At 57.7% G+C, this 20421-nt stretch carries 19 protein-coding genes and 1 pseudogene; 12 read left to right on the top strand and 8 right to left on the bottom strand.

Annotated features, from left to right (window positions below):
• The first annotated feature begins 8 nt into the window (after positions 1-8).
• From HB675_RS13685 to HB675_RS26115, 3 genes are all read left to right on the top strand, one after another.
• Positions 9-1931 carry an NAD(P)/FAD-dependent oxidoreductase gene (locus HB675_RS13685; protein ID WP_213878863.1) on the top strand — a complete coding sequence of 641 codons (1923 nt, stop codon included), beginning with the start codon at positions 9-11 and terminating at the stop codon, positions 1929-1931.
• 94 nt (positions 1932-2025) lie between these two features.
• Entirely contained in the window at positions 2026-2958 is a 933-nt protein-coding gene (locus HB675_RS13680) for a LysR family transcriptional regulator (RefSeq protein ID WP_213878862.1), read from the top strand.
• Between the two features lie 225 nt (positions 2959-3183).
• Positions 3184-3561, top strand: coding sequence for an SDR family oxidoreductase (locus tag HB675_RS26115; RefSeq protein ID WP_345945767.1), 378 nt, complete (start codon positions 3184-3186; stop codon positions 3559-3561).
• Between the two features lie 69 nt (positions 3562-3630).
• Here HB675_RS26115 and HB675_RS13670 read toward each other — a convergent pair whose 3' ends face one another.
• On the bottom strand, positions 3631-3978 hold the full coding sequence (locus HB675_RS13670; protein ID WP_026286721.1) for a darcynin family protein: 348 nt from the start codon (positions 3976-3978) through the stop codon (positions 3631-3633).
• Between the two features lie 85 nt (positions 3979-4063).
• On the opposite strand from HB675_RS13670, the gene HB675_RS13665 reads away from it, so the two are divergent.
• Positions 4064-4675: a TetR/AcrR family transcriptional regulator gene (locus tag HB675_RS13665; RefSeq protein WP_213878860.1), complete on the top strand. Its 612-nt coding sequence runs from the start codon at positions 4064-4066 to the stop codon at positions 4673-4675.
• Positions 4676-4812: 137 nt separating this feature from the next.
• Here the strand turns inward: HB675_RS13665 and HB675_RS13660 are convergent, their stop codons facing one another.
• A complete protein-coding gene (locus tag HB675_RS13660) occupies positions 4813-5523 on the bottom strand; it encodes a lipopolysaccharide kinase InaA family protein (RefSeq protein WP_213878859.1) in 711 nt (236 codons plus the stop codon).
• A 193-nt stretch (positions 5524-5716) separates the two neighbouring features.
• Positions 5717-6175, bottom strand: coding sequence for an Hsp20 family protein (locus HB675_RS13655; RefSeq protein WP_213878858.1), 459 nt, complete (start codon positions 6173-6175; stop codon positions 5717-5719).
• 849 nt (positions 6176-7024) lie between these two features.
• Between HB675_RS13655 and HB675_RS13650 the strand changes: the two genes are divergently transcribed.
• From HB675_RS13650 to HB675_RS13630, 5 genes are all read left to right on the top strand, one after another.
• Positions 7025-7903 (top strand): manganese catalase family protein, encoded by an 879-nt coding sequence (locus HB675_RS13650; protein WP_213878857.1) that lies wholly within the window; start codon positions 7025-7027, stop codon positions 7901-7903.
• Positions 7904-8248: 345 nt separating this feature from the next.
• Positions 8249-8755, top strand: a complete 507-nt coding sequence (locus HB675_RS13645; RefSeq protein WP_213878856.1) for a ferritin-like domain-containing protein — start codon at positions 8249-8251, stop codon at positions 8753-8755.
• Between the two features lie 722 nt (positions 8756-9477).
• Positions 9478-10854, top strand: a complete 1377-nt coding sequence (locus HB675_RS13640) for an alcohol dehydrogenase catalytic domain-containing protein (protein WP_256737537.1) — start codon at positions 9478-9480, stop codon at positions 10852-10854.
• An 87-nt stretch (positions 10855-10941) separates the two neighbouring features.
• Positions 10942-11181 (top strand): hypothetical protein, encoded by a 240-nt coding sequence (locus HB675_RS13635; protein ID WP_213878855.1) that lies wholly within the window; start codon positions 10942-10944, stop codon positions 11179-11181.
• Between the two features lie 116 nt (positions 11182-11297).
• Positions 11298-11759 carry a PA2169 family four-helix-bundle protein gene (locus HB675_RS13630; protein WP_213878854.1) on the top strand — a complete coding sequence of 154 codons (462 nt, stop codon included), beginning with the start codon at positions 11298-11300 and terminating at the stop codon, positions 11757-11759.
• A 57-nt stretch (positions 11760-11816) separates the two neighbouring features.
• On the opposite strand, the gene HB675_RS13625 is transcribed toward HB675_RS13630, so the two are convergent.
• On the bottom strand, positions 11817-12626 hold the full coding sequence (locus HB675_RS13625) for a sugar phosphate isomerase/epimerase family protein (protein ID WP_213878853.1): 810 nt from the start codon (positions 12624-12626) through the stop codon (positions 11817-11819).
• Between the two features lie 138 nt (positions 12627-12764).
• On the opposite strand from HB675_RS13625, the pseudogene HB675_RS25840 reads away from it, so the two are divergent.
• Positions 12765-12917 (top strand): annotated as a pseudogene (locus HB675_RS25840) (hypothetical protein); the annotation flags it as partial.
• Between the two features lie 139 nt (positions 12918-13056).
• Here HB675_RS25840 and HB675_RS13620 read toward each other — a convergent pair.
• Both HB675_RS13620 and HB675_RS13615 read right to left on the bottom strand, forming a co-directional pair.
• Positions 13057-14073, bottom strand: a complete 1017-nt coding sequence (locus HB675_RS13620) for a TIGR04086 family membrane protein (protein ID WP_213879034.1) — start codon at positions 14071-14073, stop codon at positions 13057-13059.
• Between the two features lie 117 nt (positions 14074-14190).
• The gene (locus HB675_RS13615) at positions 14191-14883 is read right to left on the bottom strand and encodes a hypothetical protein (RefSeq protein ID WP_213878852.1); all 693 of its coding nucleotides are present in this window, start codon (positions 14881-14883) and stop codon (positions 14191-14193) included.
• Between the two features lie 259 nt (positions 14884-15142).
• Between HB675_RS13615 and HB675_RS13610 the strand changes: the two genes are divergently transcribed.
• Positions 15143-16282 (top strand): ATP-binding protein, encoded by a 1140-nt coding sequence (locus tag HB675_RS13610; protein ID WP_213878851.1) that lies wholly within the window; start codon positions 15143-15145, stop codon positions 16280-16282.
• Positions 16283-16469: 187 nt separating this feature from the next.
• Complete coding sequence (locus HB675_RS13605; protein WP_213878850.1) at positions 16470-16661, top strand: hypothetical protein; 192 nt, start codon at positions 16470-16472, stop codon at positions 16659-16661.
• Positions 16662-16695: 34 nt separating this feature from the next.
• On the opposite strand, the gene HB675_RS13600 is transcribed toward HB675_RS13605, so the two are convergent.
• Entirely contained in the window at positions 16696-18801 is a 2106-nt protein-coding gene (locus HB675_RS13600) for a response regulator (protein WP_213878849.1), read from the bottom strand.
• Positions 18794-20293 (bottom strand): ATPase domain-containing protein, encoded by a 1500-nt coding sequence (locus HB675_RS13595; RefSeq protein WP_213878848.1) that lies wholly within the window; start codon positions 20291-20293, stop codon positions 18794-18796. Before HB675_RS13595 ends, HB675_RS13600 begins: the two co-directional genes overlap by 8 nt.
• Between the last annotated feature and the right edge of the window lie 128 nt (positions 20294-20421).

Raw genomic sequence — 20421 nt, 5'->3', positions numbered from 1 at the left:
GGTTTATCATGAGCGCCTTCAATACCACCGTGCCCTCCCTTGATTGTGACGATGAAACCCTGCGCAGCCATCTGCTCGGTGCCGATATTCCGACCTTGCTGATGACCGTGGCGCACCTGACGGGCGACCTCGAAGTCCTCAAGCCTGCCTGGAAACCCGTGATTGCCATGGGTGTGGCGGTCAGTGGCATGGCCCCTGAAACCGAGGCCCAGGTACGCGAGTTTTGCCTGCAGCGGTTACTGGCTTTTCGCGACGGCGGCCGCTCGGTGCCGGGGCGCCCTACCCGCGATCAGCTCCACGCTCTTGGCACCTGGCTGATGGGACCGGTGATCGAACCGTATCTGCCCTTGATCGCCGAGGAGGCTATCACCGCCGACGAAGACTTGCGCACCCCGCGCTGGCATAAGGACCATGTCGCCGGTGGCCGCGACTTCAAGGTAGTGATCATCGGTGCGGGTGAGAGCGGCATGATCGCGGCCTTGCGCTTCAAGCAGGCCGGCGTGCCCTTCGTGATCTATGAAAAAGGTACTGATGTCGGTGGCACCTGGCGCGAGAATACCTACCCCGGCTGCCGAGTCGATATCAACAGCTTCTGGTACAGCTTCTCGTTTGCCCGCGGCATCTGGGACGACTGTTTCGCCCCCGCCCCGCAGGTGTTCGCCTACATGCAGGCGGTGGCCCGGGAGAAGGGTCTGTACGAGCATATTCGCTTCAACACTGAGGTGACCGACGCCCATTGGGATGAAGCGAACCAGCGTTGGCAGCTGCTGTGCCGCGACAGCGACGGCCAGACCCGTCTCGACAGCAATGTCGTGGTATTTGCCGTCGGCCAGTTGAATCGGCCGATGATTCCGGCGATCCCGGGTATCGATACATTCAAAGGCCCAGCGTTCCACTCGGCGCAGTGGGACCATAGTGTCGACTGGAGCGGCCAGCGCGTGGGCGTGATCGGGACCGGCGCGAGTGCCACCCAGTTCATCCCGCAGTTGGCTCAAACGGCGGCCGATCTGAAGGTCTTCGCCCGTACTACCAACTGGCTGCTGCCAACCCCCGATCTGCACGAGAAAATCTCCGACAGCTGCAAATGGCTGCTTGCTCATGTGCCCCATTACAGCTTGTGGTACCGGGCAGCCATGGCGATGCCGCAGAGTGTCGGTTTCCTTGAGGATGTGATGGTCGATCCGGACTACCCGCCGACCGAAGTGGCGGTGTCGGCGCGCAACGAGCAACTGCGTCAGGCCATCAGTGCCTGGATGGAGCCCCAGTTCGCCGACCGTCCGGACCTGCGGGATGTCCTGATCCCTGACTCGCCGGTGGGGGGCAAACGTATAGTGCGCGATAACGGCACGTGGATTTCGACGCTCAAGCGCGACAACGTCAGCATGATCCGTCAGCCGATCGAGGCCATTACCCCCAACGGCATCTGCTGTGTCGACGGGAGCGAGCATGAGTTCGATGTGATCGTCTATGGCACGGGTTTCCATGCGTCCAAGTTCCTTATGCCGATCAACATTACCGGCCGTGACGGCGTGGCCTTGCATGAGGTCTGGAAGGGCGATGACGCGCGGGCGTATCTGGGCATGACCGTGCCGCGGTTCCCCAATATGTTCTGCATGTACGGGCCCAACACCGGGCTGGTGGTTTACAGCACCATCATTCAGTTTTCCGAGATGACGGCGAGCTACATCGTCGATGCCGTGCGCCTGTTGCTGGAGGGGGGGCACCAGAGCATGGAGATCAAGGAACCGGTATTCGAGAACTACAACCAGCGCGTCGATCAGGGTAACGCCTTGCGCGCCTGGGGCTTCTCCAAGGTCAACAGCTGGTACAAGAACAGCAAGGGCCGGGTCACTCAGAACTTCCCCTTCACCGCCGTGGAGTTCTGGCAGCGCACACAGGCTGTCGAGTCGACCGACTACCATCTTGGCTGATCGATCGCTGGCGGGATGATGGGCACAGCCATATCATGCCTGTTCAGGCGGTGCCTGTTATGTCCGGCCAATAATGACAAGAAGAGAAGGGATCATGGATCGTCTGCTCATTACCGAAGCATTCGTGCGCGTGGCGCAAACTGGCAGCTTCGCCAAGGCGGCGGAGCAGTTGGGCGTCACCCGTTCAGTCATTACCCATCGTGTGCAGCAGTTGGAGACTTTCATCAACTCTCCGTTGTTTCATCGCAGCACTCGTCATGTGCGTCTGTCGGATATCGGAGAGGCGTATTTCCAGGAGTGCGCCGACATGGTCGCAGGCTTCCATGGCCTGACCGAAAAGATGCGCCATCAGCGCTCCAATCTCACCGGTCAACTTCGCGTTCAGGTGTTGCAAGGCTTCGCCATCGACCATCTGGGGCCGATTTTGGCGCAGTTCACCCGCTTGTATCCCGAGATCGAATTCGACGTCGTCGTCAACGATCGGGTGGTCGATCCGATCGAGGATGGCTTCGACATTGCCTTCCAGATGTTCCCACCACTGGCAGAGCGTCTGGTGGTGCGCAAGCTGTTCAGCGTGCACCGGGTGTTCTGCGCGTCGCCCCAGTATCTGGAGGCGCGCGGTATACCCGAGCATCCTCAGCATCTCAAGGATCACCACATGGCCTTGTTCGGTGGTTATCCGTCGCGCAATCGCTGGCAATTCGTTCGGGGCGAGGAGTGCATCGAGCTGACATTGCACGGCCATGTGCGCTCAAGTTCCATCCACTTGTTGCGGGACTATGCGGTGAGTGGCGCCGGTATTACCTGTCTGCCCACCCTGGTGGCCAGCGATGACTTGATCAGCGGACGGCTGGTGCCGATTCTGACCGGCTATCGCTTGTCCTCTTTCGACTTCGCGGCCGTCTACCCCGAAACCCAACGTCGAGCCTTGCGGGTGCGAACACTCATCGACTTTCTGGTCGAGCATATCGGCGAGATGCCACAGTGGGACCAGTCGTTGCACAATCGCGGGATCATCATTCATTGACTTTCCTGACCTGGCCGCTCGAATGCTCTGTCGCCGGTGCTATGAAGCGGCTATCGCGCCCCCTTGGTAGGGTCGTGCCACCCGCACCGGCAGGCACCAAGAGCAAGGTCGATACGCTGAGCACGGGCATCTTTCTTTCGCAAGAGGGTGTCTTCGACGGTGCGCGTCTACCGCTGACTCCGGTGGGTCGCCACTATCACGCGTTCCCTGCACCGTATTCGCCAGATGGCAACCATCCCTGCCAATTGCAGCCCGCAGGCAATCCATAGGGGCAGTATCGTCATGATAAGTGGGCGTGGAGGCAGCGTACCGCTCCCGCGACATCTACCCGGTGCCTGCACCAACGCCGCCTTGAATCTGCTGGCGAGTGGGCTGGCCACCGCTTACGGCACCCATGGTGTGCGGATCAACACCGTCGCCCCTGGACCTATTGCCTCGCCACGCCTGGAGCAGATGAAACAAGGTGTGGCCAACGGACGGTCAGCGCTGGGCGGCCCCGGAGTACCCGAGGATGTTGCTCAGGCGGTGGCTTTCCTGTTATCGCCTGCCGCCAGGCATGTAACCGGGATCTGTCTACCGGTAGACGGAGGCAGGGCGTTCTAACCCTGGGTCATTGTCCCCTAGAGCAGAGTGCACCCGGACACCGCCTGCCGGCAGCTACACGAAACCCCGTTATGCACTCAACAACGGTGCCTGATCATAATTCTTGGCATAGGCATTCTCCACCCCCGGCAAAATCTCGACGATGGTGAAATACCGATCCCAGAACGGCGTCTCGCGCAGATCTTCCACCAGCAGTTCATAGGCATGATGACTGTCGGTTTCCCACAACCACAGATCGGTGACCCGCGCCGAATAGAACTCGATGTCGAAAAACCGCATCGAGACTTGCGCCGCATGCTTTTGCAAAATCGGCTCCATCTGCGTGCGCATCAGCTCAAAGCGATGCTCGACTGAAAACCCCAGCCATTCCTGGGTGGTCTTGACCAACATGAACACACTCAGTGATGTCGTTGCCATGATTATGATTCCTGATAGTTGAAGAGTGGGAAAAGCCAATCCACAATACGAGTCATCACTCATATTTGAAACTCGCATCCCGATCATGACCAGACACCGCGACATACCGCCCTTGAACCCCCGCAAACTCCCGGCCCAGCGCCGTTCGGCCAATACCGTTGACGCCATTCTCGAAGCCGCGGCTCGCATTCTGGAAACCGCCGGCCTCGCCGCCTGCTCTACCAATGCCGTGGCGCAGCGCGCCGGCGTAAGCATCGGCTCGTTGTACCAGTACTTCCCCAATCGCGACGCCCTGACCGTCGCCTTGATCGAACGCGAAACGACTCAGTTGCTCAATGACGTCCAGCTCGTCCATCAACACGACGACGCCCTCGGACGAATCCGCGCACTGGTCCGGGCCTCCGTCGCCCACCAGCTGCGGCGCCCGGAACTGGCCAGAGTCATCGACTTCGAAGAGCGCCGCTTACCGCTGCAAGAGCGCCATGAACGCGTGGCCAACGTCATTCATACCGAACTGATAGCGGCGCTGACCCTTCCGTCAGCACCGTGGGTCTGCGCCGATGTACTGGAGACCGCGCAAGACTTGCTGGCAATGGCCCACGGCATGATCGATGCCGCGGGGGAGCGGGGAGAGACGGATGCGGTGAGTTTGGAAAGACGGGTGATGCGAGCGTTGGTGGGATTTTTGTGCGGGTAATGTGCTGTCTGTGCCGGCTCTTGTCGGCCGAAGACGAGACCGGATGGCCACAGCTTGGCGATCAACCTCAGGAAGATTCCCCGGTTAAATCGGTCTCAGTCACACATCCAATCGCAGATGATCTCCTGCTTCTGCAATCAGCCCTTTGTGGCTTTTTCAAATGCGGCCTTGTACAAACCTGTGAACCGCTCCCAGTCAGCATCGCTGAATGAGGAGTGACGCCTCAGCTGTTTGATGTCGTGCTGAGAGGCCTGGTCCGCAGTCAGTCGCCGACGGCACTTCTCCAGGTCCAGCAATGCGACTTCGCCTCGAGCATGCTCGCCTTCGCCGGTTACCCGCACAAACACATGCTTGATGTACAAGCAGCTGTGTTGCCAGCGACCCGCATGCATGCGCGCCAGGTTCTCGGCCAGGTCTTCGAGAATCTGGTCATGGACCGGTTCCCCATGGCGCGCTCGACCACCTGACGCGTACCAGTTTTCGATTTCGTCGAATCCATCAAGCGCTTTGGTGACCAGCAACGCGCGCCATTGATTCTGGGCATCGCGCTGAGCGCCGCAAAAGATCATGCGTGGAACACGCACCTTCAGGGCGTGTAAGCCGTTTAGTGCATCACGCTCGCGCAACACAGTCGGCCGCCCGAAAGGGTGCATCCAGCTGCGGTAGATATGACCTGTTTGGCGTTTGGCATACAACAACTCGCCATGGGTGGCGTGAATCCGTTGCACACCACTTTCGCCGCCCCGGCGCCGATTGGGTTCTTCGACCCACTCACCCCGTTGGTTCCAGAAATAATCAAAGCGTTTATCTGTCGATGGTCCACCTTCAACCGCACCATTCACAGCCATAAAAAACGATCCTGAGTTCGTAAGTCCGTATCCGCATGCTTGGGATTGCCGGCCTGTAGACCTCCTGTTCGCGGTAAAGATTGCAGCAGGGTGGTAAATTTCGGAAGCGAGGGGCATTCATTGGTCCATCGCAGCGGCACGGGTGGCACAAATAAAAAAGGCGCTCCGAAGAGCACCTTTTTTTACAGCCCGATTACTGCAGGCTGACCTGACGCAGGTCAGGTTTGCTGCCCCCGCCGATGGTAATGCGTTTTGGCTTGGCTTCTTCAGGGATGACCCGAAGGAGATCAATGCTCAGCAACCCATTGGTCAGCGATGCACCTTGGATTTCAATGTGGTCGGCCAGCCGGAAGGACAACCGGAACGCACGTTGAGCAATACCTTGGTGCAGGTACGTAACCTCCTTCTCGTTTTCGCGTTTACCGCCGGAAACGGTCAGCACACCTCTTTCGACCTGGATGTCCAAATCCTCCTGAGCCAACCCGGCAGCTGCAACGACAATACGGTACTGGTCGTCGCCATGCTTTTCGATGTTGTGAGGTGGATAAGTGTTAGGAGCCTCGCTACGGAGCGACGACTCGAACAGGTCGTTGAAGCGGTCGAAGCCCACGGATTGACGAAACAGTGGGGCCAGCGAAAGGGAAGTAGCCATTTTAAAATCTCCTGAGGTTTCTCCAAGTGATTCAGGTCCGCGACCCGCTTTCGGCATCGCGTGACAAAAAAATAATTTCGCTCGAAAAATAATTCAAGCCGGTTTTTTTCTGATCCCGACGAACGGTACAGGCGGCTTTTCAGAAACATAGCCTCTTGAAAATACTCACGATTTACCTTACATCCATCCAGCATAAAACGGCGCAGCACCCGTGCTGTGAGTGCCTTGTGATCTCGATAAAGCATGCAGACAAGCGTGCCAGGACCTCATTGATGAAAGGTATACACACCCAGCCACGACCGGCTCGGCATCCCACGTTGAGTTGTCTGTTTTCCATAAGCTTGCAGGGCTGTGAAATCGAAGCGATCAAAGCTCGCCGGCGCCTTCAGGTGGCGATGGCAGTAAATGCCACTGCCGGCGGAACGCTGCTGTCCAACGACCTCGCGGGCGAGAAGCCTGCGGGGCTTGGGACGAGCCCTTCGGGGGGCGCTCGTACCCCGTCCGGTTGAAACAGATGCCCACACTGCCCGCCCATCCGCTTGAATGGATTTCCTGGTGTCTTGCCTTCCTCGTGTCTGCGTGAAGCCGGTGTGGGATGCGGATACGTTCCGCTATCAACTCCGAAAAAGTGCTTCAGGCCTTTAAACGGCCGTTTAGCGACCATTCACAGTATTTATCTATGGGATCGCTACATCTAATGGAACTTACGACTGCTAGCCGCTCGTCTAGCAACCCCAAAATAGATGAAGAACATTTCATTCCAGCTCTCTCTCATCTTAGGACTGCGTTGCATTGAGCCCCTCCAAATGGGTAAACGCTTCCAAAGAGAGAAAAGCCTGAGGAATCGACATGTTCACCCACAACAAGCGTCTCCAATACACCGTCCGCGTAGCTGCACCCAATCCCGGCCTGGCCAACTTGCTGCTTGAGCAGTTTGGCGGCGCTCAGGGCGAGTTGGCGGCTGCCGGACGATACTTTACCCAAGCCCTGGCTGAAGACGATCCAGGTCGCAAGGACCTGTTGATGGATATCGCGACCGAGGAACTCAGCCACCTTGAGATCGTCGGTTCCATTATCGTCATGCTCAACAAGGGCGCCAAAGGTCAGCTGGCCGAGGGTGTAGAGGAAGAGGGCGAGTTGTATCGCGCGATCAATGGCGCGGGCAACGACTCCCACATCACCAGCCTGCTGTACGGCGCCGGCGCACCGCTAGTGAACTCGGCCGGTGTGCCGTGGACGGCGGCGTACATCGACACCATCGGTGAACCCACGGCCGATTTCCGCTCCAATATTGCTGCTGAAGCACGCGCCAAGATCGTTTACGAGCGCTTGATGAACGTCACCGACGACCCCGGGGTCAAAGAAGCACTGGGCTTCTTGATGACCCGCGAGATCGCGCACCAGCTGTCGTTTGAAAAAGCGCTGCACTCGATTCAGCCGAACTTCCCGCAAGGCAAGCTGCCGGGCATGCCGGAATTCACCAACAAGTACTTCTCGATGTCGGAGCCGAGCCTGCGCGGCCCTTGGAATGAAGGGGGTGAATGGGAATACGTTGAGTCCCCGACCCCGGCGGTCGACGGCGGCGACGGCTCTGCCTCGGTGGAGCTGAGCAGTGCAGATTTCGATGTGCTGGAGGCCATGAAGCTGCGTACAGCATCGGACCCTACCGCCAATCCGGTGACCGGCGCTGACCTGGGCTCCGGCTATGTCCTGGGCAACGACGTTTAAACCCTGCCGCGCAGTGCAAGCTGCGCGGTTCATCGCTCTTTGCATTCATGGAGATCAACAAGGTGAACACCTCGAAAACCTCAGCTGCCCGCCAACCTGCTCAGCTGGCTCGTCTGTTTTCATCCACTCTGCAGGGCTTCGAGATCGATGCGATCAGAGCTTGCAGGGGGTTCCAGGTGGCAATGGCCGTGAACGTCTTTGGCGTGGGTACGCTGCTCCCCAACCACTTGGCGGAGCGCGGATCAGTGCGTCCCGGCGTATCCGGCTCAATTTACTGAAAGCGGCAAATGGATCTGCACCGCACGTGCTGCGGTGACACTCTAACCAAAACCTATAGGTGTCAGCATGGCCCGTACTACCGTGGAAGACCTGTTCATTCATGAGCTTTCGGACATTTACAGCGCTGAAAAGCAAATCACCAAGGCGCTCCCCAGAATGGCCCGCGCCTCGACCAATCCTTTGCTGGCCGAAGCGTTCAAATCCCACCTGGAAGAAACCCAAGGCCAGATTGAGCGCATCGACCAGATCGTCGAACTGACCGGGCTGAAGCTCAAGCGCATGAAATGTGTTGCGACTGAGGGCCTGGTGGAGGAGGGTAAGGAGCTCCTGGAGGAGATCGAGAAAGGCGAAGTGCTTGACGCGGGTCTGATCGCAGCCTGCCAGAAGATCGAGCACTATGAGATCGCAAGCTACGGCAGCCTGGTGTCCATGGCCAAGAGCCTGGGCTTGACCGAAGCGGCCGAACTGCTGGCCGCGACCTTGGCAGAAGAGAAAGGCGCTGATGAAAAACTCTCGGCAATTGCCGAGCAGGGTGGAAATCAAGCAGCGACCTTGGAAAAGAAGAAAAAGTAATCCGGCCTTTACCGATCAACGAGCGCTCCTCCGTGAGCGCTTTTTTGCGGACCGACTGACAACCGGGAGCTCTTGCGATGCGGTGAGTAGGACGGGTTGCCTTGCTGACCGGAGAAGCTCGAAGCGCCCTGTGCCCATTCGAGCGTCTTGTGAAAGCGACGAAGGCTAGCCCGCAGCCCGCAGCACAAACGCAGCTGCCATTCTGATCAATGAGGCTGGTCAGCTCCCTTAGCGTCTCATCGCTCTGCGGCAACGCCATCGATGTGAACGTCCATGGCGCGTTCTACCTGACCCGGGCATGAACCAGATTCTTCAGGAGCCAATTGAGCGTGGCCTGCATTTACCGGTGCCAGTCTATCAAGCAGCACCTGCTGCCACCGTTGAGCGGTTTCCTCGTGGCGGCTCAAAGGCAGAATGAACGCCATCCGGGGGGGATGAATCACTTTTAAGTCATCCCTGATAACGCAGAGCAAACCATGCCTACCCAACCGCCTTTGACGGCCGTCAGATCTGCTGCCCCCTCGCGCGATCACCCCAACCTGGGGCCTGCTCAACGACTCTTTTCGATTGCCGCTGGTGTGGCTTTGGTCATCAAGGGATTGAGGCACAAGGGTCCCATCGGGATCGCGCAAGCGGCCGTGGGTCTGGGCGCTGCCTGGCGAGGTTATACCGGCGTCTGCAAGTTGACCCATCAGCTTGACCAGACGGCGTACGAGCATTTCATGCAAAAAGATGCAGGTTGGAGCAGCAGCAAGGCCGTCTCCCGATCAGTCACCATCAATCGTCCGCGTGGGGAGGTTTTTGCGTTTTTTCTCTCCCCGGAAAATCTGGCTCCGCTGATGCCGTGGGTCCAGAGCGCTCAGGCCATTGATGAACACAGCTCCCGCTGGACTGCCACCGGCCCGCTGAACAAGCAGCTGAGCTGGACCATCAAGCAGAACGTGATCCAGCAGGACCAGGCGCTGCAATGTGACACCGTTGATGACCCCTCGATCCTGAACCCCCGCGACGTGATCATCCGCGTGACCCTGTCCTCGGTCTGCGGCTCCGATCTGCATCTGCTGGGCAGCTACGTGCCGAGCATGCAAGCGGGCGACATCATCGGGCACGAGTTTCTCGGGGAGGTTGTGGAGACCGGCTCGGCCGTCACCGGCTTCAGCAAAGGCGATCGGGTCATCACGATCTCGATCATCGGCTGCGGCGAATGCGAGCACTGCAAGCGCAGCGATTTCTCCTGCTGCGACAATTCCAATCCCAATCCGTCGGCCACCGATCTGGCGTATGGGCAACCCTGCTGCGGCATTATCGGCTACAGCCATGCCTTCGGCGGCTACGCCGGCAGTCACGCCACCTACATCCGCGTGCCCTTTGCCGACGTCAACGTGTTCAAAGTCCCGGAAAGTGTGACTGACGAGCAGGCAGTATTCGTGTCGGATGCGGCCCCGACAGGATACTTCGCGGCCGACCAGGCCGATATCCTGCCTGGAGACACCGTGGCGGTGTGGGGCTGCGGCGCCGTGGGCCTGATGGCCATCAGCAGCGCCTGGCTGCTCGGCGCCGGCCGGGTCATCGCCATTGATCGAATCCCCGAACGGCTGCGCCTGGCCCGCCAGAAGGGGCGGGCAGAGGTGATCAACTACGAAACCACCAATGTCCATGAAGCGCTGTTGGAAATGACCGGCGGCCGAGGCCCGGATCGCTGCATTGACTGCGTGGGCATGGAAGCGCACGGCACCGAAGTCGATTACCTGTATGACAAAACCAGGCAATTGCTCAAGTTGCACACGGAGCGGGGCACCGTGCTGCGCCAGGCCATTCGTGCCTGCCGCAAGGGCGGTACGGTTTCAATCGTAGGGGTGTACGGCGGCTTGCTGGACAAATTCCCCATGGGCGCGATCGTGAACAAGTCGCTCACGCTGCGCTCCGGGCAGCAGCCAGGCCAGCGCTATGCCAAGCGCCTGTTCGAGCACATCGAGAAGGGCGAGCTGGACACCGCCTACCTGTTGACCCACCCCATGAACCTGGAAGATGCCGTCCAAGGCTACGCCAGGTTCAAGGAAAAGTCCGACCATTGTCTGCGGGCAGTCTTCAAGCCATGAAGGGGTTGTGATGGTTATTCAACAGGTCACTGCGCAAATCGACACACTCTACCGGCGGGAGATCATCAACACCCTGGGGTGGGCCTCATGAGCATGGGTGAAGTTTCCATCGCGGCCGTTTTCGAGCATCTACGTTTACTCCGTGAAAAGGTGAGTGCTCTCGCGGCCAGTGAAGAAAACCAGGTCAGGACGCTGAAAGGTCATCAGACGCCGGACACCCAGGAAGCCATTCATCTTTCGTTTGCCAAATTGCAGGACCAGATTGAAAGCATGGAAGAAACGCTGGCAACGATCGCCGAGGCGACTGGCGAGATCCCGAAATCATGACCCCAGAAAGTCTGAACCTTGCCCGGTTTGAAGCTACCTAAGATTGGCGGCGCATTGAGCGCCACGTCATGGCTGCCTCTCGGGCCCAAGCCAGGCCGACCAAAGGAGATTTTGAAATGACCGATATTCACAAAGAAACCATCAAGGTACTCAACGACCTCATTGAGACGTCGAAAGACGGTGAAGCCGGCTTCAAGGATTTGGCTGAGCATTCAAAAAATCCGGAGCTGCGTTCGGTATTTTCGAGCCGTGCCGCCGACACGGCTGGTGCAGCTGCAGAGCTCCAGGGACTGGTACGCCGCCTGGGTGGCGACCCAGAAACCACGACCAGCGTGAGTGCAGACCTGCATCGCCGTTGGGTCGATTTGAAATCCGCGATCACCGGGAAAGACGATGCCGCCCTGCTCAACGAAGCCGAACGTGGTGAAGACGTAGCCAAAAAGAGCTACACCAAAGCACTGGAAAATCAGGATCTGACCCCTGACATCCGTGCAGTGATCCAGAAGCAATATGACGGCGTGATCCGCAATCACGACCAGATCAAAGCACTGCGCGATCAGGCTCGCGCACAGAAATGATCGATTTGCCCAGGCGTGTGCTTTCGCCTGGGCAACCTGCCAACTGGCGTATCCCCCTCACACCTGAAACGCACGCCACGTTTGCGAGCTTTTCATGATCTGCCGGTCCAACGACACACAGTCAGCTTCGCTGCTCGGCGCAGTGCCTGGAGTCAGATGAGCAAGTACGGGCTCAACGGCGATCTCGCCTGCAAAACCTGAGGCGGCCAAGACGTCATACTGAGCTCTGAAGTCGATATGGCCGGTGCCTATGCCCCCTCGTCCCGAGTCCGAGATGTGGTAGACGGCCAGGCAGTCGATGTTTTCCCGCAAGGCCTGAAGGGGGTCTGGCTCATCAATGTTCATGTGGAAACTGTCCAGGATCATGCCGAGGTTGTCGCTACCGACTTCCCGCATCAGCTGCCTGCACTCTGCAGCGGTATGGATCAACGGGACCTCGTAGTGATTGCAGACCTCATACAAGGTTTTCACCCCATGGGCTCTGGCATACTCATCGACCGTTCTGCAGCACTCCACCAATCTTTTTCGGGCTGAGGCTCGATCAGGACAGTTGCGGGTCCATAACGATAAGCCATGCAACGTCACCGGTACCGATCCGGCGGCGAGCGCAAAGTCCACGACCTTCTTGTAGTAATCAATGGCGCCTTCTTCACTGGCATCGGACGGGTTTGCCGGTGCAGCGTTGATAGGGTCGATGGCGATGATCTTCAGGCCTGCACGTTGCGCACGTTCTCGAAGCACGCGCGGGTCCACGTCGCGATGGTCGCCAGCGTATTGGATACCCTCCAAACCCAGCTCGACTGCCTTTGCAGTCACCTGATCTGCGTCAGTCATGCCCAATGTCCACGTGACCACACTGATACCCATTGAACCTCCTTATTTCGAATCAAGTCATCTAAGACGCCCGGAATAGAGCGTCTATTTTCGAGGGGGGCAGGGGCTGACGGTTCCATCCGAATTATTTTATCAGTCTGATACTCACGTTCCGGGCCTGGAAAATCTGTGGCGAGGCCGACCTCACAGCCTATCGCCAAGCTCATTCCCGATCGATGTTCGGCCGTACGGGGCCCCAAGAATCGGGTGGGCAAGATCTTCATCGACTTTCTGCGAAATAACCACGGTGCCACGACGGTCAGTGCCTATGCCGCTCGTAGAAGGTGCCTGCACCGGCAAGCCGAGGTTCTCAAAACAGACCCGCTATGACCCGCATACGCTGAAGCCACCGCCTCCCGGCAGGACTGCTGTTGAATCGAGGCAAAAAAAACGCCCAGGACCGGGCGTTTTTTTGACTGGCGGTTTACACCGTGGCGACGACCTTGGCGGGGGGCTGAGTTCGACGCCCCATCATCCCTGCTACAGCCGCTACAATCCCGGAAATGATCAGGGTGATCACCAACAGCCAACTCGCCTGAGAAACCCGTTTGGCCGCGACATCAGCGGCCTGGCGGGCTTTCTGCTCGGCATCGGCCTTGAGTTGCTGATACTTGGCATAGGCTTGCTGATAGGCCTGCTGCGCCTGGTCGACTATCTGATTGGCCTCTTGATCGTTTTTGCCGGTGCGGGCCTTGATCAGATTGACCATGGCCTGCCGATCGGCGGCATCCCAGGCCTTGTCGCCCTTGGCTTTGATCCGGTCGAGCAGACCACCCAGTTGCTGATCCGCCGACTGCGGGCTCTGGGCACTGTTCTGAGCGGTATTTTTCGCATCATCACCGGTTGCCTGAGCCTCCTGCTTGATGTTGTCAGGGTCGAGCTCCGGTTTGCCGGTCTGGCGCATGGCCGTTTCCAGCTCCCCCTGAACGTCGTTGAGGTTGAAATCGATGCCCTGCTGACGAAGCTGGTCTTGCACCGCGCCTCCAACTTTGGGCGCCACCTGGGCGATCCCGCTGCCAACCGCCGATAAGCCACTCCCCGCAAGATTGAGGCCGCTGCCAATGAGGCCGGTGACGGCGCTCGATACCAGGTACAACGTGACCAACGACGTCGTTGCCCACACAAGCAGACCGTGCAAGGCACCTTCACGCTGCGCCAGACGCCCGGCGATCCATCCCCCTATGAATAACGAGATGGTCCCACTGATGACCAGCCAGATGGCTGTGCCTTTGCCCAGGCCATCGACAGGGTTGCTTTCATGAAGCGGATCGATGGACGCCGAGCCGATGGCCGTGCCGATCAGATTGAGGATCAAAGAAACCACTAGCGCAAGCGCAACCCCCGCGAAGACGGCGCTCCAGGAGATACGATCGAGCAGTGGTGCCGTGGTGACGGGTGCATCGGGATAAACCACCGAGCCCGTCCGATCATCTTTTATCATGGATGTTCCTTTAAGCGGCCGAATAGCCATTGAGTGCAGAAGACCGATATACCGAGCAGCAAGTACGCGGCCCTGCCGGTTAAAAAGCGCAGCAGCAGAGCCAATCGGAGCGGGTGCTCAACGATCTTTGGGAGGGTCAACGGGCGGCTGATCAAAGGTTTCCTGGTGGACGGTCGAGGAGGGGTCAGCTTCGATGTCCAGATCAGCAGGGCGCTCGACCGAACGTTCGGGCACCCGAGAGACGACCCGGCCACGCCCTGCTTCAGGTTCAGGCTTGCTCACCAGCAAATCCTCCCCGCTGACCGGGAAAGCAGCCTGGCCAGCGGGCGTATCCAGGTTGCGATCAACCGGCGCTGACCTATCAATACCCAGATGGGTGCCGGCTATGTGGGTGGTGGCAGAGGCATCGGAACCTTCGGCACTCCAGGCAGCGAATCGCTCATCAATATCGATCGCGCCATTGCGCTCGAGAATGTCCTCGACCTGATCGGCCTGCTCATCCGTGATGGCAGTCACAGTCAGTACCGTGGCACCGCGACGGTAGGCTTCTGGATACGCCACGGCGTAGCGGTGGGGCTTGTTCTCCTCGTCGTTGCCAAAGAGCGAGCTGAAAAAATGACTGATCTTGCGTCCGATGGAGTCATCGGGCGCATCACTGGCGTCGCCCGCCGCCGCAGCGTGTTCAGCAGAGGGTTCCGCTGACAAAGAAAGGTGAATGTTGCTTTCAAGCACTTGCTGAATAAGCAGCTCGGATTTCGCGGCTTGCGCGTCAGCCAAGGTATCAAAGGCAGCGACTAAGGTATGCGTCATGATTATTTTCTCTCTTTAAGCGTCGTTTTTTTATGGCGTCGGCAAGGTCGGTGATTCCGGATAGTTCATATGAAACCAGACAGCCTGATCCCTGACCTTCTGATTAGCTGAGTGCCGGCTTCGAAGATCGGTTCAACTCATTTACTCAGCGGTAGGCTGGCTACCATTAAAGTGTCGAGCATGCCCCACAGCCACCTATGCTTTACTCCATCCATGGCGGGATCATCGTCGGGGGGGTTACTACCAAAGAGAGAACGCCGTGCGCCTGTCAACATTCATAGTCGACAATCTCGAGCCCATCCTCAAGGAGTGGGAAATTTTTGCAGGAACGATGGCCACAGGCGGGCTGGAGCGGGATGCTGAAGGATTACGAAACCATGCCGAAGCGATGTTGTGCGCCATATCGGTGGACCTTGAGACAGATCAGACAGTCCAGCAGCAGATAGACAAATCTCAAGGACATGGTGAGTCTGAAGATATTTCAGCCGCTCATTCCCATGCGTTGGCCCGATTGGTGGATGGATTTACCATTGATCAGGTCGCGGCTGAATTTCGCGCGTTACGCTCCAGTGTCATTCGTTTATGGATGCAGGATGTGGTAGTCGCTGATTTTGTGAAATATGATGACATGATTAGGTTTAACGAGGCGATTGATCAGGCCTTGGCGGAATCGATCGCCAGTTATACTAAAGCGGTTCAAGAATCGCGAAATATCTTCCTCGGAATATTAGGTCATGATTTACGAACCCCGCTGAATGCCATTTTGCTCGGTGCCGATGTACTGCTTAGAACGAAAGGGTTAGACGCCAGGACGTTGAAAGTAGCCACTCATATCTATTCCAGTGTGAAGCGCGCATCGAAGATTGTGGGGGATCTACTCGATTTCACCCGTTCCCAGATCGGGCCAGGTATTCCGGCCAAACGTACGTACGTAGACATTGTGCCCGCGTGCCTGCGAGTCGTGGAAGAAGCCCGGACTGTCTATCCTGAGGCTGAAATAACCTTCAGTTCGCCAAGCCAAATACAGGGTCAATTCGATACCGCACGTCTCGAACAGGTCTTTGCCAATTTGATTGGTAACGCCGTACAGCACGGATCGCGGAGCAGCCCCGTTACCGTAGAACTAGACAGTGCGGGCGGCAAACTATTATTCCAGGTGCACAACGCTGGTTCGCCAATACCTGAACGCCTGATACCTCAGATTTTCAACCCAATGGGCCGTTACTCAACCAAAGCGTCAGACGAGCATGGGCCCTATGCCAGCCTCGGACTGGGGTTGTTTATCGCTTCGGAGATTGTTGCGGCTCATGACGGGACCCTGGGCGTCACGTCCAATCTTGAGACGGGAACCTGTTTCAGGATGGAGATTCCTCTGACAATTGACGGAGAAAACCATTAGGCAAAGTACCTCCGCGCTAATTAAAAATCCGATGATGATTGATGATTATCCATCTCTTTGCTGCATCAGATGACCGGTTGAACTCACCCTATTTACTGGTCTCTAATTTTTTAGAGGTTAAGCACTTGATTGAGAACAGGGCCAATAAACTCTAATTATTTCAATTATTTTTCCAAAGGATACTTGAATGAAAAACACAAACGCCACCTCACCCCATGACGATTCCAACGTTAAAGGCGTGGATAAATCAATATTGGATAAGGACATCGGAGAAGGGCTGACTGATGACGAACGCACGCAAAGGGAAGATCAAAAGGAGGAAAAAGGGGGGCGAGTGGACCTTGGGCCGGCGGATTTGGAACGATTGCCGAAGAAATGATTCAACGGCTTGTCGAGGGAAAAACAGAGGGGGCCTAATGGTCTTTGGCTTCGGAATGTCGGAGCATCTGAGAAACTGCAGTCACCAGCTGATCCAGCGTAAATGGCTTGTCAATCATCGTCATACGCGGCCCCAGAAACTCTTCGCGGGCCGCAGCGGCTTTGGTGTAGCCGGTCACGAACACCACCGGCAAATCTGGAAAATGCTGCCGCATGATTTCGGCCAGCTGTCGCCCATTCATGCCGGGCAGGCCGACATCCGTTACCAACAGATCCAGATGCTCTGTCTGCTTCACGACGTCGAAGGCTTGATCCGCCTGGTCAGCCAGGAGCACCCTGTACCCTAGCTCCTCCAGCGCGACCTCGAGCAACAGACGTACAGACTCGTCGTCCTCTACAACCAACACGGTTCGCCCACTACCGGTTTCGACGGGTGGTTGGCCTGACTCGGGATTCTCTGTGGCGGGTTCTGTGGCTCTGGGTAGATAGAGGGTGACTGCAGTGCCTTCACCGACCGTGCTGGCCAGCTGCACGAAGCCTTGGCTCTGTTGTGCAAATCCATACACCATTGACAGGCCAAGGCCCGTGCCTTGGCCAATAGGCTTTGTAGTGTAAAAAGGCTCGAAGACCTTGGGCAATTGCTCGGGAGCGATACCGACGCCCGTATCACTGACCACGATGGAAATATAAGGACCTTCGACGCAGCCGACATGCCGAGCAGAAGCTGCATCTATTTCTGCCATACGCGTGGCAATAGTAAGACGACCGCCGTGGGGCATGGCATCCCTGGCGTTGATTGCCAGGTTCAACAATGCGCTTTCGAGCTGATTGACGTCGACGCGCGCCAAGGCAAGCGGGTTTTGCAACTCAAGCGCAAGCTCGATTTGCTCCGTGATACTGCGCTCCAGCAGGTCGCGCAGGGCCTCGATCAGGGGGTTGATTTCGACGTTGATTGTCTCAAGCGACTGACGTCGGGAAAAAGCGAGCAGCCGCTGCGTCAGTGAAGCCGCGCGTTTAGCGGAGGTCTGTGCCGCGTCCATGAATCGGCCCAACTCCAGGTACCGCCCTTTTTCGATACGCGAGCGCATGAGATCCAGGGAACCAAGAACACCGGTGAGCATATTGTTGAAGTCGTGAGCGATGCCCCCGGTCAGCTGTCCTACTGCCTCCATCTTCAACGACTGGCGCAATTGATCTTCCGCCCGAGCTCGCTCTTCGCTTTCAACCTTTAGATGCTTGAGTGCGTCCTCCAATGCCTGCGTACGCGCCCTGACCTGATCCTCCAGATCCTGGTTGAATTGGCGCAGCAGCATCTCGTTGCGCTTTTCTGCATCAATGTCGATGATGGCCGCTGCGGCGCCCATGATTTCGCCTTGGGAGTCATACAGCGGCGTTGCGCTGACTCGGGCCCATCGAGGAGGGCCGGTCTGCGGGGTAAATCGGAATTCACCCCCCACCACGGGCTCGCCCCTGAGGGCTCTGGAAGCCGGGTATTGCGATACATCAAGGGGGGTGCCGTCCTCATTGCTCGAACTCCAGCGCCGCTCGTGGGGCGGCAGTTTGGAGGAGATAACACCCTCAGGGACGAATTGATCATAGATCGGGTTGCTGACCACGGTGCGGCCTTCCAGGTCCATAAAGCTGACACCCACGGGCAGGTTGTCCACCAATGCTTTGAGCTTGGCTCGCTCCTCAGCCAGATCATTGAGGCGATCGCGCATTTCAAACTGTTTGAGCCTGGATCTGGTGGCTGATTTCACTGCACTGAGCAACGAAGCCGAACCCAAGGGCCTCTCGAGCACTACGGTGTTGGTCGCTGAGACAGGTAGACGCAAGCGCGTAGGTTGGGACTGGTTCCCGTGCGAGTGCCGGCTGGCAAGCAGCAGCAGGGGAATGTCGGACCAGGGTGCCTGCTGCTCCAGGACCGACGAAAACAGGGACATATCGTCCTCAAGAGATTCGTCAGTCAAAATCACGGCCGCCGTGTCGGTATCGAGCTCGATGGCGAGTTCGGCCATGTTGGCACACGCCACGGCGTGGTAACCCTCCCGCTCAAGCAGCTCGACCAGGACAAGATTGTCCGAGCCATAAGGTGCATTGATCAGGATCCGTCTCCCTTCCTGGGAAGCTACGTTACTCACGAGTTCTGTCGTCAAGCAAAGGGGAGTCAGCACCAAAATATTCGGGGGTACCGGTCAGCACGCCTCTGAAATCAACCAGCGGGTCCCCTACTTGAACACCGTGTGTGTCAATTCGAAGCTCGCGGATAGCGTCTTCGTGCGCCCCGGTTCGGTGCTTGAGTACCGAAATGGCCTTGCGAAGTCGCCCTTGCGCTTCGAAAAAGCGAATCAGCAGAACCGTATCGGCAATATAGGAAATATTGAGATTGGTGGTCATGGTACCCACCAGACCCTGCTGCGGGTTGATCAGGAAGGTGACTACACCCAGCTGGCTCAAGTAGGACAGCAACTCATGCATTTGCAGGATCAATTGCTGTTCTTGCGGCATTGCGGCGAGGTAGCCCGTCAAGCTGTCGACCACGATCATTCGTGCGCCGCGCTCCTCTACCTCGCTACGCACGCGCCAGGCGAATTCTCCTGGTGAAAGCTCGGCGGGGGAGACTTGCTGGATGACGAGATATCCCGAGTCAATATGCTTGCGCAGGTTGAGGCCCATGTTCTCGGCACGCTGCAACAAGGTGCCCACGCGCTCATCGAACTGGTAGATCGTGCATTTTTCACCACGCTCGCACGCCGCTGCCATGAATTGCAGAGCAATCGTGGTCTTACCTGTACCCGCAGGCCCTGTTATGAGGGTAGTGGTCCCCCGTACTGGACCGCCATGAAGCAGCTGGTCGAGACCTGGGACGTTGCTGGAAACCTGATGATCTTCGAATTCCAGGCGGTGATTGGCCGAAATCAATCGCGGATAGACTCGAAGCCCACCTTCCTCGATCACGAAGTCATGGAACCCTGCGATGAAATTGACGCCACGCAATTTCTGCACCTGCAGGCGTCTGCGCGCAGCGCCGAATTCCATGGTCATGCGCTCAAGCGTCACGACACCATGACAAAGGCTGTGCAGGTGGTTGTCGCGCATGCCGTCAACGGTGGTCATGTCGTCCACCAAAAGCACGGTGATATTACGGCCGGCGAAATACTGCTTCAGCGCCAAGACCTGGCGGCGGTAGCGTAGCGAGTCCTGAGCGAGCAGTCGCATTTCCGAAAGACTGTCGAACACGATTCGGGAGGGTTTCAACGCCTCAACGCGCTTTTGAATCAAACCTATGGTATCGCCGAGTTCGGCTTCCCACGGGTGCAAAATCGATTGCTGTCGGTTTTCACCCAGTAACGCATCGGCAGCGGACAACTCGAACAGGTCAAGCCCCGTCAAGTCCCATCCATGGGATTGGGCCACGAACTCCAGCTCCTCGGCCGTCTCGGAGAGGGTGACGTACAGCGCACGCTCGCCCCGTTTCACAGCCTCCAGCAGAAATTGCAGGGCCAGGGTGGTCTTGCCTGCCCCGGGTGTGCCTTCAATCAGATACAAGCGGTTCGAAGGCAGTCCACCCTTCACTATGAGATCCAGTCCCTGGTTTCCTGTAGAGACGTTGGCGTTGAGAGACGTGGGCAAGCGATAGCTCCGAAATAGACTGCTAGGATCGCTACAGACCTTGACGGTGAGGTGATCCAATGGAATGGTTCACACCATTCGACTCTGGAATCGTAAGCACGTTCAAGGCCAGCGTATCACTCCCGAAA

The sequence above is a fragment of the Pseudomonas sp. dw_358 genome, from assembly GCF_018449655.1.
Classification (GTDB): domain Bacteria; phylum Pseudomonadota; class Gammaproteobacteria; order Pseudomonadales; family Pseudomonadaceae; genus Aquipseudomonas.
The sequence above is the reverse complement of the archived record's forward strand: the minus strand, read 5'-3'. Positions and strand labels throughout refer to the sequence as shown.

What these genes read in the sequence shown, in the direction of transcription:
- HB675_RS13685 (WP_213878863.1), top strand. Translation starts at nt 9, where the DNA reads ATGAGCGCCTTCAATACCACCGTGCCCTCCCTTGATTGTGACGATGAA.
- HB675_RS13680 (WP_213878862.1), top strand. Translation starts at nt 2,026, where the DNA reads ATGGATCGTCTGCTCATTACCGAAGCATTCGTGCGCGTGGCGCAAACT.
- HB675_RS26115 (WP_345945767.1), top strand. Translation starts at nt 3,184, where the DNA reads ATGGCAACCATCCCTGCCAATTGCAGCCCGCAGGCAATCCATAGGGGC.
- HB675_RS13670 (WP_026286721.1), bottom strand. Translation starts at nt 3,978, where the DNA reads ATGGCAACGACATCACTGAGTGTGTTCATGTTGGTCAAGACCACCCAG.
- HB675_RS13665 (WP_213878860.1), top strand. Translation starts at nt 4,064, where the DNA reads ATGACCAGACACCGCGACATACCGCCCTTGAACCCCCGCAAACTCCCG.
- HB675_RS13660 (WP_213878859.1), bottom strand. Translation starts at nt 5,523, where the DNA reads ATGGCTGTGAATGGTGCGGTTGAAGGTGGACCATCGACAGATAAACGC.
- HB675_RS13655 (WP_213878858.1), bottom strand. Translation starts at nt 6,175, where the DNA reads ATGGCTACTTCCCTTTCGCTGGCCCCACTGTTTCGTCAATCCGTGGGC.
- HB675_RS13650 (WP_213878857.1), top strand. Translation starts at nt 7,025, where the DNA reads ATGTTCACCCACAACAAGCGTCTCCAATACACCGTCCGCGTAGCTGCA.
- HB675_RS13645 (WP_213878856.1), top strand. Translation starts at nt 8,249, where the DNA reads ATGGCCCGTACTACCGTGGAAGACCTGTTCATTCATGAGCTTTCGGAC.
- HB675_RS13640 (WP_256737537.1), top strand. Translation starts at nt 9,478, where the DNA reads ATGCAAAAAGATGCAGGTTGGAGCAGCAGCAAGGCCGTCTCCCGATCA.
- HB675_RS13635 (WP_213878855.1), top strand. Translation starts at nt 10,942, where the DNA reads ATGAGCATGGGTGAAGTTTCCATCGCGGCCGTTTTCGAGCATCTACGT.
- HB675_RS13630 (WP_213878854.1), top strand. Translation starts at nt 11,298, where the DNA reads ATGACCGATATTCACAAAGAAACCATCAAGGTACTCAACGACCTCATT.
- HB675_RS13625 (WP_213878853.1), bottom strand. Translation starts at nt 12,626, where the DNA reads ATGGGTATCAGTGTGGTCACGTGGACATTGGGCATGACTGACGCAGAT.
- HB675_RS13620 (WP_213879034.1), bottom strand. Translation starts at nt 14,073, where the DNA reads ATGATAAAAGATGATCGGACGGGCTCGGTGGTTTATCCCGATGCACCC.
- HB675_RS13615 (WP_213878852.1), bottom strand. Translation starts at nt 14,883, where the DNA reads ATGACGCATACCTTAGTCGCTGCCTTTGATACCTTGGCTGACGCGCAA.
- HB675_RS13605 (WP_213878850.1), top strand. Translation starts at nt 16,470, where the DNA reads ATGAAAAACACAAACGCCACCTCACCCCATGACGATTCCAACGTTAAA.